Origin of the sequence: Nesterenkonia rhizosphaerae, from assembly GCF_039544555.1 — a bacterium.
Taxonomy (GTDB): domain Bacteria; phylum Actinomycetota; class Actinomycetes; order Actinomycetales; family Micrococcaceae; genus Nesterenkonia; species Nesterenkonia rhizosphaerae.
Window position 1 is genome coordinate 465773 of the sequence record NZ_BAABLW010000007.1, and the last position, 16442, is coordinate 482214.

Sequence of the window (16442 nt, forward strand, 5' to 3'; positions counted from 1 at the left end):
CTCGTAGGTAGACTGCGAAAGGTGAGGCCGACCACAGACGCCCAAAGCACAGACGCGCACAGCACAGCTGCCGAGACAGTAGGCGCAGGCAGCGCAGGTTTTGGTGCTGCCGGGTCCCAAGCAGCGGAGCTCAGCGCACAGCTGAGCTGGGAGCTGCTGCGGGCGGGGGTTCACGGCGTGGATTCCTCCGTTCTGACGCGGGGGATGTACTCAGCTGACGCCAGCCTCTACCGGGTTGTTCCACAGGTGGTGGCACGCCCACAGCACCTCGAGGAACTCCATGCCATCCACGAGGTCTCCCAACAGCTGCAGGTACCGGTCACCATGCGCGGAGCCGGGACCTCTATCGCGGGCAACGCGGTGGGTGAGGGGATCGTGGTGGATACCCGTGACCTGAACCGGATTCTGGATATCGACCCCGAGTCCCGCACCGCTCGGGTCCAGCCCGGGGTTGTCCATGCTGATCTGCAGCGAGCAGCTGCCCCGCATGGTCTGCGCTTTGGTCCGGACCCCTCTACGCACACCCGCTGCACTATCGGCGGGATGATCGGCAATAACGCCTGCGGCTCCAGGGCATTGGGATACGGGCGCACTGCGGACAATATTGAGGCGCTCACCGTGCTGTTCGGAAACGGGGAGACCGGCAGCTTTGATGCCCGATCCGGGCGGGCGCAGGGGAGTACCGCCAGGCAGCTGTTGGACCTTGCAACGCAGAATCTGGGTCATATCCGCACGTCCTTCGGGCGCTTTGACCGTCAGGTCTCCGGGTACAGCATGGAGCATCTGCTGCCGGAGAAGCGCGGACGCGTGGAGCGGTTCCTCGCCGGTTCCGAGGGCACTTTGGGAACTGTGCTGGAAGCTACAGTGCGGCTGGTTCAGGACGAACCAGGACGCCGGCTGCTGGTACTGGGATTCCCGGATGTGGCCGAGGCCGCCGATGCGGTCCCGCGCATTCTGGCCGCAGGTGCCGGCAGGCTCATTGCCTGCGAGGGGATGGACTCCCGGCTGGTGGCGCTGGTGCGCGGAGCAGGCAAACGGGTGCCCACACTTCCGCGTGGTGAGTCCTGGCTCTTCGTGGAGGTTGCCGGTGATTCTGCCGGCGATGTTCTGCAGCAGGTCAGCGCAGCTGCTGGTGCGGTGGGGGAGCGGCTGATCGATCAGGCAGGCGAAGCTTCAGCGCTGTGGAAGATCCGTGAGGACGGCGCCGGTCTGGCCGGGATCTCTTTGCCCACCCCGGCACATTCAGGGTGGGAGGACGCCGCTGTGCCGCCGCAGCATCTGGGGGCCTGGATGCGGGAGTTTGAAGCACTGATGAAGGAGTTCGGGCTGCAGGGCTACCCTTATGGGCACTTCGGTGACGGCTGCATTCACTGCCGCATCGACTTTCCCTTCCAGCATGGGGATCCCTCCAGCACCGCGGTCTTCCGCGAGTTCATGGTCGCCTGTGCACAGGCACTCTCCGGCTATGGCGGCTCCCTGTCGGGAGAGCACGGCGATGGGCGGGTCCGATCCGAGCTGCTGCCACTGATGTATGACCAGGCCTCGCTGGATCTCTTCGCCCGGGTCAAGCAGATATGTGATCCGCAGAACCTCCTGAATCCCGGGATTATCACCGCCCCCGATGACAGCGGCACGGTGTCCCATACCGACCACCTCAAACCGGTCCAGCCGAAGCGGGAGCTGCCTTGGCCTGGAATGCGGATGCCGCATGATCATGGCGACTTCGGGGCCGCTGTCCACCGCTGCACCGGCGTGGGACGCTGTGTAGCTCCGCGCACAACCGGGGTGATGTGTCCCAGCTACCTGGCCACCCGTCAGGAGAAGGACTCCACCCGTGGACGCGGGCGCATTCTGCAGGAGGCAATGGACGGAACGTTGGTGAAGGGACTGGCTGATCCTGCTGTGCATGAAGCGCTGGATCTGTGCCTGTCCTGCAAGGGTTGCGCTTCAGACTGTCCGGCCGGTGTCGATATGGCCAGCTATAAGTCAGAGGCGCTCTATCAGACCTACGACGGCGGGGATCAGGACGGGATCACGCGACGTCGGCCCCGGTCTCACTACATTCTGGGCAGGCTTCCGCAATGGGCGAGGCTGACTGCCCCGGTAGCGGGATTGGCGAACTTCAGTATGCGGGTCCCGGCAGTGGCTGCAGCAGTGAAGTGGATCGCTGGCATCGATCAGCGCCGCGGTGTCGCGACCTTTGCCTCCACCACCTTCAAGCGCAGCCAACGACGCCGCAAGACCGAGGCGCTGTCGCCGTCGGCAGAAGCGGATGTGTGGGTCTGGGCGGACTCCTTCACCAATCACTTCTTCCCGCAGTCAGGCCTCGCGGCGCTGGATTTTCTGCGCAGTCAGGGACTGAAGGTGGAGGTGATACAGCGGGATGGATGCTGTGGGCTGCCGTGGATCACCACCGGCCAGCTCGACCAGGCGAAGAAGCTGATGGACGAGGTGGTCAGTACTCTTGAGCCCTATATCTCCTCCGGTGTACCGGTGATCGGGCTCGAGCCTTCCTGCCTGGCGACCCTGCGCAGCGACACGCAGCAGCTCAGTGACCGGGAGGAAGCCAAGACTGTGGCAGACGGGGTGCTCAGCTTTGCTGAACTGGTCAATCGCCTCATGGACGAGGAGCGTATCCAGCTGCCGGATCTCTCAGGAGTCGATGTGGTGGCGCAGCCGCACTGTCACCAGTCTTCGGTGATCGGCTGGGATGTTGATCAGGCGCTGCTGGAGATGGCCGGGGCGAAGGTCACCAAGGTCGCCGGGTGCTGCGGACTCGCTGGGAACTTTGGCATGGAGAAAGGGCACTACGAGGTCTCCGTTGCGGTGGCCGAGACTTCGCTTCTGCCGGCGGTGCGTGCTCAGCGGGACCGGGATGGTCAGCGTCGGAAGGTGGTGCTGGCCGACGGTATGTCCTGCCGGGTGCAATTGGACCACCTCGAGGGTGTGCCGACTCTGCACCTGGCCGAGCTGCTGGCCGGCACGGCTTAAGCCGAGCCGCGAGCGTCCTCAGAATCGATATCCAGCGGCTCGTCCAGCAGCTCATAGACACCGTCGATGATGCGGTTGGGGCGGAAGGGGTAACTGGAGATGCTGGCCTGGGAGGAGACTCCTGTCATCACCAGAATGGTGTGCATGCCCGCCTCCATGCCGGCCACAATGTCAGTGTCCATGCGATCACCGATCATCGCAGTATTCATCGAATGCGCTCCGAGCCGGTTCAGGGCCGAACGGAACATCATGGGATTAGGCTTGCCGACAATATAGGGCTCGCTGCCGGTCGCTTTGGTGATCAGTGAGGCGATGGCGCCGGTGGCCGGCAGAACACCCTCTGGACTCGGGCCCGTGGCGTCAGGATTGGTGACGATGAAGCGTGCTCCAGCGTTGATGAGCCGGACGGCCTTGGTAATGGCCTCGAAGCTGTAGTTGCGGGTCTCGCCGACGACGACGTAGTCCGGATTGGTCTCAGTCATGATGAAGCCTGCTTCATGCAGCGCTGTGGTCAGCCCTGCTTCGCCCACAACATAGGCGCTTCCGGAGGCGTTCTGCTCAGGAGCCACCTGTTGAGCGAGGAACGTTGCGGTGGCCAGAGCGGAGGTCCAGATGCGGTCTTCGGGAACAACAAGCCCTGAATTGCGCAGCCGGGCGGAGAGGTCACGGGCAGTGAAGATCGAGTTGTTGGTGAGCACCAGATAGGGCAGATCCTTGCGGCGCCACTGTTCTAGCAGTTCAGCAGCCCCGGGGAGTGCTTCCTGCTCGCGCACTAGCACCCCGTCCATATCGGTCAGCCAGCATTCGATGTCGTTCACGCGCTCTCCGTCCTCACCTTGGTTTCGAGCCGGACGGCTCTCTGCCCTGCCTCGCTTCTTCCTTCATCCTAGGCGGTGTCTTGACAGCTGCACTAGTGCCGTGGTTAATTAGTCAAGTAATGAACCACAGAGGTGGTGAACTGGGTATGCTGGGGAAGCTCATCGCAGTTGACGGAGAGGAGGTGAGCGTGGAAGAAGGTCGCCCGCTGTTCGTGCAGATCGCCGAACAGATCGAAGCTTCAGTGCTGGATGGCACCCTCGTCCCTGGTGACAGGGCGCCATCGACCAACGAGCTCGCCGCCTTCCATCGGATCAACCCGGCCACCGCGGCCAAAGGGATCAACCTGCTCGTAGACCGGGAGATCCTGGTCAAGCGGCGCGGCCTGGGAATGTTCGTGGCCGACGGCGCTCAAGAGAAGCTCCGCGAGGAACGCCGTCAGCAGTTCGCAGAGAACTACCTCATCCCTTTGCTTGCCGAAGCTCGCGCCATCGGGCTGTCGGCGGAGTCCGTGATTCAGATGATCCGGGCTCAGGAAGACGAGACAGCTGAGCCATAGGGCGCAGCGCATTCGAGAGGAGAATGCCGATGAGCGGCACCGCGTCAACACCGGTGATCGAGGTCCAAGGCCTCACCCGGCGCCACAAGAAAGTCAGAGCACTGGACAACGTGTCAGTGAGCTTTGAGCAGAACATGATCCATGGCCTGCTCGGGCGCAATGGCGCTGGCAAGACATCCCTGATGTCCATCATCACCGCCCAGGATTGGCCCACCGAAGGCCGCGTTGAGGTGTTCGGCCAGAGCCCCTACGAGAACGAACAGGTCCTGCCGCGGATCTGCTTCGTCCGCGAAGACCAGCGCTATCCGGACGATGCGCTGGCAAAGCATGCTTTCAAAGCCGCAGCCAGTGCATTCCCGAACTGGGACTGGGATTTCGCCCAGCGGCTGCAGGAGGACTTCCGGGTTCCGCAGAAGACTCGCATCAAGAAGATGTCCCGAGGTCAGCGTTCGGCCGTGGGTGTGATCATCGGTCTGGCCTCACGGGCAGAGGTCACCTTCTTTGATGAGCCCTATATGGGACTCGACGCCGTGGCTCGTCAGTTGTTCTATGACCGGCTGCTGGAGGACTACGCCGAGCACCGCAGGACAATCGTGCTCTCCAGTCACCTGATCGATGAGATCGCCCACCTCATCGAGAACGTGGTGCTGATCGATCAGGGCCGGATCCTCCTCCAGGAACCGGTAGAGGACCTGCGTGAACGCGCAGTAACCCTGGTCGGCCGCGCTGAAACCGTCGCAGAGATCGCCGGACCTCGAGATCTGCTCCATCACGAGGAGCTTGGACGCATGGCCCGCACCACAGTTTTGGGGGCCCTGAACGACGCAGAGCGCGAGCGGGTGCGGCAGCTTGACCTGGACGTGGTGCCGGTCTCCCTGCAGCAGCTGATTGTCCGCCTCACCACCCGTCAGCAGGACCAGAACCGGATTGCTGGCCGTACCGAGAACAAGGAAGGCTGAGCCATGACTGCTACCGAATCGATGCCACGATCAAGCTTCTCCCGCCTGCCAGCCGCCATCGGGCTTCAGTTCCTGGTGCCTTCGTCCCTGGTCCTGGTGCCAGTGCTGGTCTTCTTCTCTGCCTGGGCCATTGCCGCAGGAATCGGCTGGCTGGTGCACAGCCAGGGCGGCATTGACGGCGGCCAGCCCATGTATACCGGTGCATCTCAGGCCACCTTGTGGTGCTTGGTGTTCATGGCTGCCTATGCCGCTTCGCATACTTTCCCCTTTGCGATGGCTCTGAGTTACAGCCGACGGGTCTTCACGCTGGGAACGGTGTTGGCATTTTGCATCGTCTCGCTGCTCTTCGGTGCGGCAGTGGCAGCAGCCGCAGCCATTGAACAGGCCACCGACGGTCTCGGTGTCGACTCCTACACCTTTGCGCTGCCCTTCCTGGTTGACGGCCCCGGAGGGGTGTTCGGCGCTGGCCTGGTCTCAGCCCTGCTGTGCTTGGCGCTGATGATCGCAGGGTTCGCAATCGTTATTCTGTACCGCCGCTTCGGCCTGATGAAGCTGTGGATCGGCATTCTCGGCTTAGTTGTCATACTTGCCGGAGTAGCAGGTCTGATTACAGTCAACGAAGCCTGGGGTGACACCTGGCGATGGCTGACCGAACAGACAGTGCTGACCTTCTCCGGATACCTGGCGGCGGCTTCCCTGGTGCTGACAGCAGTCACCTACGCCACGATTCGGAAGACCACTCCGGCCTAGCCGAGGCTGCGGTGGAACTACCAGCCGAGTAGGCGCCGGAACTACCAGGGCCGCTGTCAGGTAGGCCCGGTAGGAGTTCGAAGATCTTGGTGATGACACGAGAAAGACCCCGGGCCGGCTGCGTGAGGGGGACGCTTAAAATGCCGGGCCCGGGGCCTTGAATCACTCGCACCTTGATGAGGTAGTTATTAATGTACGGATCGACCTTGACGGAAACCCCGAAACTACCTGGGAGGTTGCTGGGAGTTTTTCGACAGGCCGATTAGCTCTCCGCGTCGGGGTGAGGCGTGCCGGGGTGGAGGATCAGGCGGTCCTGTTCCACGGTCACCAAGTGGGTCTTGACCGGAGTCATCGCCGGTGGGGTCTCAGGCACCCCGGTCTTGAGGCAGAAGGCTGAGGCATGCATCGGACACTCCAAAGTGTCCTCCTCGACCCAGCCGTCCGAGAGCGAGACAGCCTGGTGCGAGCACTCGTCGTCGATCGCGTAGAACTCGCCGTCCTCGGTGTGAACCACCGCGATATCGCCGGTGTATCCGGTGTTCTCGGCCGTTGCTCGCATCACCTCACCTTCGGGCAACTGCTGTGTAGGACCGAGATCAACTCTGAGTGTCATGGATGGGTCTCCTCTTCAGTGGTCTTTGGTGTATCCGCGCAGCAGCTCCAGCTGGCGTCTTTCGCGTTTGGTGGGACGTCCCGTACCGCGCTCGCGCAGGGGCAGCCCGACGTCGCGGGGTTTGATCTGTTCGGGGCTGTGGTCCCGGTAGGCCTTCTGCGCCACAGGGGCGCCCACGCGTTTGGCGTAGGTGTGGACGACCTCCAGGATCACCACGTATCCGGGCCGGCTGATATGAACCTTCGTGCCAGGGACGATCTTGGTGGCAGGTTTCATCGGTTCGCCGTCGACCTTGATTTTTCCAGCCCGGCAGGCTTCCGTGGCCGCGGATCTGGTCTTGAACATCCGCACAGACCACAGCCATGCGTCCAGGCGGACCGGCGTGGTGGGGGCTTCCGTCATAGAGGAAAGTCTAGTGATACGAGAACAGACCCCGAACCGAGAGCGTGAGGGGGACGCTTTGATCTCGATCCGGGGCCTGTATGAATCACTCGCACCTTGAAGAGGCACTTATTAATCTAGGAGGCCTCATTGAGAGCACCATGCATAGAAGCTGGAAGCTCCCTATGAGTTTTTAGCCCGGTCAAATGGTGGGCTCGCATAACAGTCTCATTACGATCACCTTCGCGAACGTGTCGACCCGGCTCGAGGCGGCACAGGGGTTGAAATAGTTGACCTAAGAAGGGCAGCGCGATGCCCCGACAGTGTCCTGCGGTAGTGGCACTGTTCGGGGAGGGCGCTGCCCTTCTCGTGTTCCTCCGACGGAGACTCCTTAAGTGTCGCTAAAAGGCTTAAACCTGGACTCGAATGCCGCCCTGCCGCTGATGAGGGGGTTGTGGCTACAGTGACCTTTGACTGACCAGGGGCTTTGTCTGCTTCCCATCGCTTCACAGCCTCTGGGTGGTTCCGTCGTACCTGCAGTGGCGTGCCGTCGCTGCGATGAGGAGTCGTTCTGCCCGATCGACTAGTGAGGAAAGACCCGTGCCGAAGAAACTCCCGGCAGCGGTCATCGGCACTTTGGCCGTCGGCCTGAGCGTGCCTATGAGCGCTGCTGCTGCGCAAGCCGCCCCCGCACCAGATTTTGCACCACTGCCGCAGCCGCTGACCGGTACAGCTGGTTTCTCACCAGCTGCCGGCCTCTCCGGCGGAATCGAGCTACGCACCTCCCGTACCGATACCCGCTTCGCCGACCCGCTGGCTGGGCACGCCTATACCTTCAGCTCTGGGCACGGTCCGCGCTGCATTTCGGTGCAGGGTGCCTCCACGTATCATCTGGGCCAGGATCTGCTGGTGTCCGAAGGTACCCCGATTGGCGCCATCGCAGACGGCACTGTGGTGCGCACAGTCCATGGCACTGCCAGCCGTTCAGGCTTCGTGGTGGTGCGACACAATATCGGTGGGCAGACCTTCCACTCCGGCTATATCCATCTCTGGGATGCCGAAAGCCACGTGAAGGTCGGAGACACCGTGCGGGTGGGACAGACCATCGGGCTGGTGGGCACCTCCGGCCCGACTGTGGTGCCGCATCTGCACCTGGAGATCTGGAAGGGCGGCTGGCACACCGGCACTGCGCTGGATCCGGCACAGTGGCTGGCTCAGCGGGGGGTCGACCTGCGCGCTGGGGCTGCCCGCGTCCAGCAGCAGAGCACGCCGCAGACCTGCGACTATTTCACTGCCGAATCCACTGCACTGCGCTCACAAGCCAGCAGCACCGCACCGGTACTGCGTCAGCTGGGACGCGGTACTGCGGTCACTTCGGAGCCGGGGGACTCCTCCAATGGCTTTGTCCGCGTGACTGCCGCGGGCCAGACCGGCTGGGTGCAGCTAGGTCACTTGACCCCTACCCGGCCCTCGGCAGCAGCGGTGAATCCAGCCTCCAGCGGAAACACCGCGCCTCAGGCTGGGCGCGTCTACCGCGTGACCACGCCGCTGAATGCACGCAGCGGTCCCGGCACTCATCATCCAGTTGTCCAAGGAATGCCTACCGGTGAGGAGATCACTGTGACGGCGGCTCAGGGCTCATGGGTCCAGTTCACCAGAAACGGCCAGCAGGTCTGGTCACATAGCGCCTACATCCAGCCAGTCAGCGGCGCTTCCCAGGGTGGAAGCGCCCCGTCGGCGCCTACGCCAGCAACTAACACTCCTGGTGCCGAGGGCGCATCAGGTGGGCAGCCTGCCACGCAGCCCACCGCCGCTGCAGGTACCTTCCGCGTGACGACCCCGCTGAACGCGCGCAGCGGCCCGGGTACTCAGCACCCTGTAGTGCAGGGCATGCCCGCCGGCGAGCGCATCACCGTCACCGGCCGTAGCGGCCAGTGGGTGCAGTTCACCCGTAATGGTCGTCAGGTGTGGTCCCATGGTGCGTATCTGGAGCCGGTAGGCGGCAGTACCTCAACTGGCACGGGTTCATCCTCTTCCGGATCGTCCTCAGAGTCTGCTTCCTCCGGGTCCTCCAGCTCCGGCTCCGTGGGTTCAAGCTCCTCGAATACTGGCTCCACCGACTCCGCACAATCGGCCGGTGCCCATACCGTCAACGGCGTGTACCTCAACGCCCGAAGCGGTCCCGGTATGAGCTCTAGCGTGGTCACTGTGCTGGCTCCGGGGGAGCGCGTTCAGGTGACCGGTCGCAGCGGGGAGTGGGTGAGCTTCGCGCGGGGATCACGGACCCTATGGGTGCACTCTGGATACCTGAGTGCACCGGCCCCTGCGGCCCCCAGCGAGCGTCAGTCATCGGGCTCCAGCAGCGCATCGACTGGCTCGAACACCTCGGGTTCAGACACTTCAGGTTCCAGCTCGTCGTCTTCTGGCGCTAGCAGCTCATCCTCGGCCTCGCGCAGCGACCACGCCACCACCACTATGTGGCAGAACATGCGTTCGGGCCCCGGGCTCTCCCACGGCGTGACTCGCACTGTGGCACCGGGTCAGCGAATGGAGGTGCTGGATCAGCGCAACGGGTGGTTCCAGGTGCGTACCACCGCAGGAACTGGCTGGATGTGGGGCGACTATCTAGACCTACCCGCCTCCGCAGCCGCCCAGGCCCCGAACACCGGATCCTCGAGCAGCGGTTCTTCCAACTCAGGCTCCTCCAGCGCAGGTTCCTCGGCTAGCGGATCGTCTAGCGCTGGGTCGTCCACTACTGACTCGTCCACTACCGGGTCTTCGGCTTCCGGCTCCTCCGGCAACTCCGGCTCGGCATCTTCAGCCGCACCGAGCACACCCCGGCCGACTCCTTCAGCACAGCCCACACCGAGTGCACCGGCTACCCCGAGCGCACCGGCTGCCCCGAGTGAGTCGTCGAGCCCGAGCCCCACGGCTCAGCCGACGCCTAGTGCCCAGCCGACGCCGAGTGCTCAGCCGACCCCCTCTGAACGGCCTAGCACACAGCCTGCCCCGGCGCCCTCAGCTACGCCGAGCCCCTCGCCGAGCCCTGCTCCGGCCCGGCCCACGACTCCGTCGTCGGCCGGCAACACCGCTGTCACCACGATGTGGCAGAACATGCGCTCCGGTCCCAGCACCAGTGATCGGGTGATTGCCTCGATCAGCCCCAGCCAGCGGGTTGAGCTGTTGGGTCAGCGCAACGGCTGGTACCAGGTGCGCATTGCTGGCAATACCGGCTGGATGTGGGGGGAGTACCTCGATGTGCCATCCTCGGCATCAGTCCCCACGGTGGCTGCGCCGAGTGCGGCCGGTTCCAACACCGGTTCCGGATCCGGGTCCAGTAGTGGTTCGAACTCCGGTTCTAGCTCGAGCTCTGGTTCTAGCTCGAGCTCTGGTTCTAGCTCGAGCTCCGGCTCCAACTCAGGTTCGGGTTCTACCTCCGGCTCTGATTCGAGCTCCGGTTCTGGTTCGAATTCGGGCTCAGGCTCAAACTCCGGGTCAACGCCTGCCACCAGCGGTATGCATGCCAAGAGCCCGCACGGGCCTTACAGCTCAGCCTGGGACAAACTGGCCCAGTGCGAGTCCAGCGGAAACTGGTCCATCAATACCGGTAACGGTTACTACGGCGGCCTGCAGTTCTCCAAGGGCTCCTGGGAGTGGGTGGGCGGCAGTGGCCTTCCGCACCAGGCCTCCAAGCAGGAGCAGATCACTCGCGCCTATGAGCTCTGGAAGCACCAGGGCTGGGGCGCTTGGCCATCCTGCAAGACCCAGCTGAACCTGCAGGGCGATCCGGGCGGATGGGGAGACAGCTACTACGCCGTACACCCCAGCGCCAGCACCGTCTCCAGCGTGAGCTCGACGGACCAGTGGACCGCCAGCTTCTCCGTGCCGCTGCGCGAAGAGCCCAGCACCTCCGCGGAGAAACTGGTCCAGATCCCGCGTGGCACCACGCTCTCGGCACTGGAACGCCGCGGTGACTGGATCCGCGTGGAATACACCCATGCCGGGGACAGCTACACCGGCTGGGTCAGCACCGGCTACATCACCCCGGCCTAAGGGCCAACCACAGCCACACGCAGCAGGGGTCCTGTTCCCTTCCGGAATACTCCGAAGGAGGAACAGGACCCCTGCTGTGTCTACCTCAGGCGGACAGCGAATCAGCGGAAGCGGGCAGTCACCGCATCCCCGTGGGCTGGAAGCCCTTCGGCGGCGGCAAGAGCGGTGACATGCTCAGCCACATGGCCTAAGCCCTCACGCCCGTAGTGAATGACCTGCTGGGAACGCAGGAAGCTGGTGACATTCAGCCCCGAGGAGTACGCCGATGCCCCGCCGGTGGGCAGCACATGGTTGGAACCAGCGCAGTAATCCCCCAACGACACCGGTGAGTATGAGCCGACAAAGATCGCCCCGGCATTGTGAATGCGATCCACCAGGTTCTCATCGTTGCCGGTCATGATCTCCAGGTGCTCAGCCCCATAGGCATTGGCGATCTCCACTGCATCATCCATCGAGTCCACCAGCAGCACTGCGGACTGGGTCCCGGAGAGGGACTGTTTGACACGGTCCTTGTGCTCAGTAGCGTCTACCTGCTCCTCCACCTGGGAACGCACCGCTTCGGCCAGCTTTGCCGAAGGTGTCACCAGCACTGCCGCGGCCAGCTCATCATGTTCGGCCTGCGAGATCAGATCGGCGGCCACGAGGTTCGCCGGAGCGGTCTCATCGGCGAGCACCATGATTTCTGTGGGCCCGGCCTCAGCATCTATGCCCACTACGCCCTGCACCGCCCGCTTGGCGGTCGCTACGTAAATATTGCCAGGACCGGTGATTAGCGAGACCGGCGGGCACAGCTGCTGACCATCAGCCCCCAGAGCACCGTAGGCGAACATACCCACAGCCTGGGCACCGCCGACGGCGTAGACCTCCTCAACACCCAGCAGAGCCGCAGCCGCCACCACAGTAGGATGCGGCCACCCTCCGAACTCGCGCTGCGGGGGAGAGGCGATCGCCAGAGAGCGCACCCCCGCCACCTGGGCCGGAACCACGTTCATCACCACAGATGAGGGATACACTGCCTGGCCCCCAGGCACGTAGAGACCCACCCGCTGCACGGGGATCCAGCGGTTGGTCACCCGAGCGTCGGGAGCTGGAGAGACCACCGAGCCAGGAGGAAGCTGGGCCGAATGCACTTCGCGCGCACGCACAATCAGCGTCTCCAGGGCAGCACGTACTGCCGGGTCCAAAGTTGCCAGAGCCTGATTCAGCTGTTCGGTGGGCACCCGTAGAGCAGGGGGCCGCACGCCGTCGAACCGTTCGGAGAGGTCCAGCAGAGCTTCTGCCCCGCCGGTGCGGACCTGCTCCAGAATGGGGGTCACCGTAGCCGCGGTGGCAGAGATGTCCTGCTCAGCCCTGGGCAGAACAGACAGCGGGTCCACGGAACTTCCGCGCAGATCCCTGAACGTGAGCATGGTCCTCCTCGAAGATGCGTGTAGATATGCGTCACACCCTGCCAAAGGACTCCCGAAAGCAGCGCGTGACGGTTTCATTCTCCACCCTACGCGTGCCATCATTCCCCACATGGTTTTCTTCCCCGCCGTCTCATCACCTACTGCCCTCCTCCTCAGCGACACCCAGGAGCCGCTCTTTGATGAGGATGCCGCCACGCAGAATCCGGCCAACGGGATCACCAGCGAGGTAGAGGACCACATCCCAGAAGAGTTCGAGCAGCTGGTCTCCAACGCAGGACCATTCATGGGGCTGCTGATCGGCGTGGGCTTAACGGTGGTGGTCGCCCTGGTCATCACTCTGGTGACCTCCACCGTGATGAAGCAGATCTTCCGCCGCTCTGCTCAGGTCAAACGCGCCATCGGCCGCACGCAGGCACCGCTGTTCAGCGTGCTGCTCTTTGCCGGCTCTGCGCTGAGCGTCAACTACGCCACCGACACTGACCTATGGTGGCGCCAGCCGCTTTTTGTGGTGCTGAACATTGCGGTCATCGTCTCTGTGGCCTGGTGGGCGCTGCGGGTGGTCAGAATCGTTGAGGCGGTGATTCTCTCTCGCTACATCGGGGAAGGCGAGCTTGAGGCCGAAGACCGCCGGGGCCGGCGTGTGCAGACCCAGGTGGACCTGATCGGGCGAATCTTGGCGGCAGTCATCATCACCCTCGCAGTGGCCGCTGTGCTGCTGCTGAACGAGGATGTGCGCGGGCTCGGGGCCGGACTGCTGGCCTCCGCCGGTGTGGTATCTGTGGTGGCTGGTCTTGCCATGCAGTCCACCCTGGCCAATGTCTTTGCCGGCATCCAGTTGGCCTTCACCGACTCCATCCGGGTGGGCGACGTCGTGGTCATCGAGGAGAACTTCGGCACAGTGGAGGAGATCACCCTCTCCACAGTGGTCATCAAATCTTGGGATGGACGTCGCTTCATCTACCCCAGTGCCCATTTTGTGGCCACACCATTTGAGAACTGGACTCGAGTCGGAACTGAGCTGCTGGGCACCGTGGAGCTCGACGTCGACTGGCGGGTGCCTATGGACGCGCTGCGTGCACGCCTGAAGCGCCTACTGGACTCCACCCCGCTGTGGGACGGCGATACATACAGCGTGCAGGTGATTGAAGCTGTAGAGGGGCACATCAAGACTCGGGTGGTGGTTTCTGCGCGCAATTCTGGCGAGCTGTGGGATCTGCGCTGTTTGATCCGCGAGGATCTGGTCAACTACCTGCGCACCGAGCACCCCTATGCGGTGATGACCCAGAGGATGCTGATCACCAATGAAGAAGCCCTCGGGCAGAAGCCGGAACCGGTGGCTACCGGCCAATTCGGGGCCGTAGACAAAGACGACGACGCCCCGGCCAGCCCAGCCGCGGCCACAGAGATCCGCACCGAATCCTCACAGGATGCTTCACTGTTCACCGGCTCGATCCAGGCTGTTGAACGTAATCGGGACTTCGCGGGACCGGGGGAGGACGCCTACCGGGAGCGTCGCGAGCGGCAGGACGAAGACTAAGGTCGGGATGATTCGCCCGGGCGGACAGCGGCCCGGGCGAACGATTCCGTCAGGTCAGCGCCGCAGAAGAGGAGATGCTGCCCTATGCGGACTTGCCCTTTGTCTCCCCGGAGGTCAGTTGCTGGGGAGCTGAGGTGCTCTCGTCCTGGTCCTGATCCTGGCCCGGTACACCCATCCCGCGTCCGGTGGCCCACTGCACCACGGGGTCGGGGATGAACCGCAGAGATGCCGTCAGCGCCTGGTAGGTGCGCGACGGGACGCTGACAGCAGCTCCCTGAGCATTGGCAGTCAAGCCTGCGCGCACCACATCCTCGGCATCGAGCCACATCCACTTCTTGGCCCCGGCCACGGTGATCTTTGAACGCGAGTGGAACTCGGTGCGGACCAGACCCGGGCACAGAGCGGTGACGGTGACGCCGTCGGCCTTCAGCTGCTGGTGCAGAGCCTTGGAGAAGTTGATGACCCAGGACTTGGCAGCGGAGTAGGTGCCGGTGGGTGTGAATCCAGCCACCGAGGCAACGTTGATGATGCGCCCACCGCGGCGCCGGACCATGCCGCGGGCAGCGGTATGCGTGAGCTCCATGGTGGTCTGCACGTGCAGACGCAGCAGATCCCGCTCATCCTGCAGGTCATTATCTAGGAAGTCGCCCGCCAAGCCGTGGCCGGCGTTGTTGATCAGCAGGTGGACCGGATTGGCTTCATCAGCCAAGCGCTCGGCTACCGCGTCTACACCATCAGAGGTGGTCAGGTCAGCGATGATGACATCGGCACGGACTTTATACTGCGCGGAGAGGGATTCGGCCTGCGCTTCGAGCCGCTCGCCGCTGCGGGCCACCAGCACCAGGTCATATCCCTGGGCTGCCAGCTGCCTCGCGAAGGCGGCTCCGAGGCCTGCGGTGGAACCTGTAATGACTGCTGTATGGGTGCCCATGGGGGATATCGTAGAGTGCCCAAATGGACGCCGGCGCCAGATCCTTACAGCCTGCGTTCAGGCTGTTGTGGCATCACAGAGATGCCGGGGTAGCTAACCCTGAAGAGGCGGAGGAGGAGCCTGTGCGGTGGAACAAACAGAGTGAGTGGGGACCGTCCCGTTTAGCCGGTGATGAGTGGGCGCCCTTACAAGCACGTATTGCCGCTGATGACCTCGATGCCGTGGAGCAGGTGGTGGAAGAACTCACCGGCTTCATGGACTACTTCCGCGAAGACTTACCCGATGGTCCACTCACCGGTGTCACCGACGGGCAACTGGCTGTGGTGCAGCAACGCGACCAGGACTCGTGGGGTCGGCCTGTGCTTGTGGTGACCTGCTACGCCTCCGGGGTGGTGGGAGAGAGCTCCCCAGACGCCTTCGAGAGGCTGGCGAAAGCGGCCAGCGCACTGGTTGATCAGCTGCAGTCTGAAGGCGTGCGCGTAGAAGAGATCCGCTGGTCCCAGCTGCCCTATATCAAGCGGCCGTTCTAGACCACGCGCGGGTCCGGACCTGAAGCGCGGCCGGTTCTCAGCCGTTCAGCGCAGTTCTCAGCTAGTCAAATAGTCCAGCTGCGCGTTGATCAGCTGAAGGATCACAGGTTGCTGCACCCCTGGGCGCGGACCGTAGATCAGCTCCGCCAACTGGGCAGGACTGTGATCGGGGTGCTTCCTTCGCAGCTGGTGAAGCTGGTCCAGACGTTGCCGACGCTGAGCTTCATACCGAGCGGCAGCGGCTGCCAGGTCGGGCTGCTGGGATCCGTGACCGGGAAGTAGGGGCACATCTCCATAGGACTGTAATCGGGCCAGTGTGGCGAAATAGTCGGCCAGGGTGCCATCGGGATAATCCACCATGGAGGTGCCACGGCCAAGGATGGTATCTCCAGTGAGCATGACCCTGTGCTGGGGGAGCCAAAAGCACACTGAATCCGCGGTATGTCCGGGAGTATGCAGGACCTCGAGGTCCACTCCACCGACACTGATTCGCTCACCATCGCGCAGCGGCGCCGGTGAGCTGTTTCTCGCTTCACCCCGGCCCAGCCTTGGGGATCGGCACAACTCGGGGTCTAAGGACCGCACCGGAGCACCGGTGAGATCCGCCAGAGCCGCGGCTGCGCCCAGATGGTCGGCGTGACGATGGGTGATCAGGATCTGCTGCACTGAGCGGTGAGAAGTTGCGTCCAGAATCGCCTGGAGATGTTCGGGATGATCTGCAGGACCGGGGTCTACGACCACCACGTCGTCGGCTCCCGCTGCTCCCAACAGATAGGTATTAGTGCCCTCCAGCGTCATGGGCGAGGGGTTGTTACAGGTCAGGACCTGCCAGGGCGCCGTCGTGCTCATGGGATCCAGACTAGTCACCACGTGGAGCCTCCCTGGAGTTGTTCAGCGCGGAAACGTAACCTTG

Annotated in this window: 13 protein-coding genes; 7 read left to right on the forward strand and 6 right to left on the reverse strand. The window is 63.5% G+C overall.

The features are described 5' to 3' along the window. The first annotated feature begins 21 nt into the window (after positions 1-21). Complete coding sequence (locus tag ABEA23_RS07865) at positions 22-2991, forward strand: FAD-binding and (Fe-S)-binding domain-containing protein (protein ID WP_345477507.1); 2970 nt, start codon at positions 22-24, stop codon at positions 2989-2991. Here ABEA23_RS07865 and ABEA23_RS07870 read toward each other — a convergent pair. Then, positions 2988-3779 (reverse strand): HAD-IIA family hydrolase, encoded by a 792-nt coding sequence (locus ABEA23_RS07870; protein ID WP_260072525.1) that lies wholly within the window; start codon positions 3777-3779, stop codon positions 2988-2990. The genes ABEA23_RS07865 and ABEA23_RS07870 overlap by 4 nt on opposite strands. 176 nt (positions 3780-3955) lie before the next feature. Here ABEA23_RS07870 and ABEA23_RS07875 point away from each other — a divergent pair, with 176 nt between their 5' ends. From ABEA23_RS07875 to ABEA23_RS07885, 3 genes are read left to right on the forward strand one after another with little or no spacing between them, the layout of a single operon-like run. Next, positions 3956-4366 (forward strand): GntR family transcriptional regulator, encoded by a 411-nt coding sequence (locus ABEA23_RS07875; RefSeq protein ID WP_345478645.1) that lies wholly within the window; start codon positions 3956-3958, stop codon positions 4364-4366. A gap of 29 nt (positions 4367-4395) precedes the next feature. Further along, positions 4396-5325, forward strand: a complete 930-nt coding sequence (locus ABEA23_RS07880) for an ABC transporter ATP-binding protein (RefSeq protein ID WP_345477508.1) — start codon at positions 4396-4398, stop codon at positions 5323-5325. Between the two features lie 3 nt (positions 5326-5328). Beyond that, a complete protein-coding gene (locus ABEA23_RS07885; RefSeq protein WP_044496049.1) occupies positions 5329-6075 on the forward strand; it encodes a hypothetical protein in 747 nt (248 codons plus the stop codon). Between the two features lie 262 nt (positions 6076-6337). On the opposite strand, the gene ABEA23_RS07890 is transcribed toward ABEA23_RS07885, so the two are convergent. Then, the gene (locus tag ABEA23_RS07890; RefSeq protein ID WP_345477510.1) at positions 6338-6688 is read right to left on the reverse strand and encodes a bifunctional 3-phenylpropionate/cinnamic acid dioxygenase ferredoxin subunit; all 351 of its coding nucleotides are present in this window, start codon (positions 6686-6688) and stop codon (positions 6338-6340) included. Between the two features lie 15 nt (positions 6689-6703). Beyond that, positions 6704-7090, reverse strand: a complete 387-nt coding sequence (locus tag ABEA23_RS07895; RefSeq protein ID WP_260072502.1) for an RNA-binding S4 domain-containing protein — start codon at positions 7088-7090, stop codon at positions 6704-6706. A gap of 579 nt (positions 7091-7669) precedes the next feature. Here ABEA23_RS07895 and ABEA23_RS07900 point away from each other — a divergent pair. Further along, on the forward strand, positions 7670-11122 hold the full coding sequence (locus tag ABEA23_RS07900; RefSeq protein WP_345477511.1) for an SH3 domain-containing protein: 3453 nt from the start codon (positions 7670-7672) through the stop codon (positions 11120-11122). A 101-nt stretch (positions 11123-11223) separates the two neighbouring features. Here ABEA23_RS07900 and hisD read toward each other — a convergent pair whose 3' ends face one another. Continuing rightward, on the reverse strand, positions 11224-12531 hold the full coding sequence (hisD, locus tag ABEA23_RS07905; RefSeq protein ID WP_345477512.1) for a histidinol dehydrogenase: 1308 nt from the start codon (positions 12529-12531) through the stop codon (positions 11224-11226). A gap of 109 nt (positions 12532-12640) precedes the next feature. Here hisD and ABEA23_RS07910 point away from each other — a divergent pair, with 109 nt between their 5' ends. Then, entirely contained in the window at positions 12641-14068 is a 1428-nt protein-coding gene (locus ABEA23_RS07910) for a mechanosensitive ion channel family protein (protein WP_345477513.1), read from the forward strand. An 82-nt stretch (positions 14069-14150) separates the two neighbouring features. Here the strand turns inward: ABEA23_RS07910 and ABEA23_RS07915 are convergent, their stop codons facing one another. Beyond that, complete coding sequence (locus tag ABEA23_RS07915; RefSeq protein WP_345477514.1) at positions 14151-14999, reverse strand: SDR family NAD(P)-dependent oxidoreductase; 849 nt, start codon at positions 14997-14999, stop codon at positions 14151-14153. A gap of 122 nt (positions 15000-15121) precedes the next feature. Between ABEA23_RS07915 and ABEA23_RS07920 the strand changes: the two genes are divergently transcribed. Continuing rightward, positions 15122-15529: a hypothetical protein gene (locus ABEA23_RS07920; RefSeq protein WP_345477515.1), complete on the forward strand. Its 408-nt coding sequence runs from the start codon at positions 15122-15124 to the stop codon at positions 15527-15529. A gap of 57 nt (positions 15530-15586) precedes the next feature. Here ABEA23_RS07920 and ABEA23_RS07925 read toward each other — a convergent pair whose 3' ends face one another. Further along, positions 15587-16378, reverse strand: a complete 792-nt coding sequence (locus ABEA23_RS07925) for an MBL fold metallo-hydrolase (RefSeq protein ID WP_345477516.1) — start codon at positions 16376-16378, stop codon at positions 15587-15589. Positions 16379-16442: the final 64 nt, after the last annotated feature.

Excerpts from the sequence above, each read along its gene's own strand:
- ABEA23_RS07870 (WP_260072525.1), bottom strand. The coding sequence starts at position 3,779 with ATGGACGGGGTGCTAGTGCGCGAGCAGGAAGCACTCCCCGGGGCTGCT.
- ABEA23_RS07875 (WP_345478645.1), top strand. The coding sequence starts at position 3,956 with ATGCTGGGGAAGCTCATCGCAGTTGACGGAGAGGAGGTGAGCGTGGAA.
- ABEA23_RS07880 (WP_345477508.1), top strand. The coding sequence starts at position 4,396 with ATGAGCGGCACCGCGTCAACACCGGTGATCGAGGTCCAAGGCCTCACC.
- ABEA23_RS07885 (WP_044496049.1), top strand. The coding sequence starts at position 5,329 with ATGACTGCTACCGAATCGATGCCACGATCAAGCTTCTCCCGCCTGCCA.
- ABEA23_RS07890 (WP_345477510.1), bottom strand. The coding sequence starts at position 6,688 with ATGACACTCAGAGTTGATCTCGGTCCTACACAGCAGTTGCCCGAAGGT.
- ABEA23_RS07895 (WP_260072502.1), bottom strand. The coding sequence starts at position 7,090 with ATGACGGAAGCCCCCACCACGCCGGTCCGCCTGGACGCATGGCTGTGG.
- hisD (WP_345477512.1), bottom strand. The coding sequence starts at position 12,531 with ATGCTCACGTTCAGGGATCTGCGCGGAAGTTCCGTGGACCCGCTGTCT.
- ABEA23_RS07910 (WP_345477513.1), top strand. The coding sequence starts at position 12,641 with ATGGTTTTCTTCCCCGCCGTCTCATCACCTACTGCCCTCCTCCTCAGC.
- ABEA23_RS07915 (WP_345477514.1), bottom strand. The coding sequence starts at position 14,999 with ATGGGCACCCATACAGCAGTCATTACAGGTTCCACCGCAGGCCTCGGA.
- ABEA23_RS07925 (WP_345477516.1), bottom strand. The coding sequence starts at position 16,378 with ATGAGCACGACGGCGCCCTGGCAGGTCCTGACCTGTAACAACCCCTCG.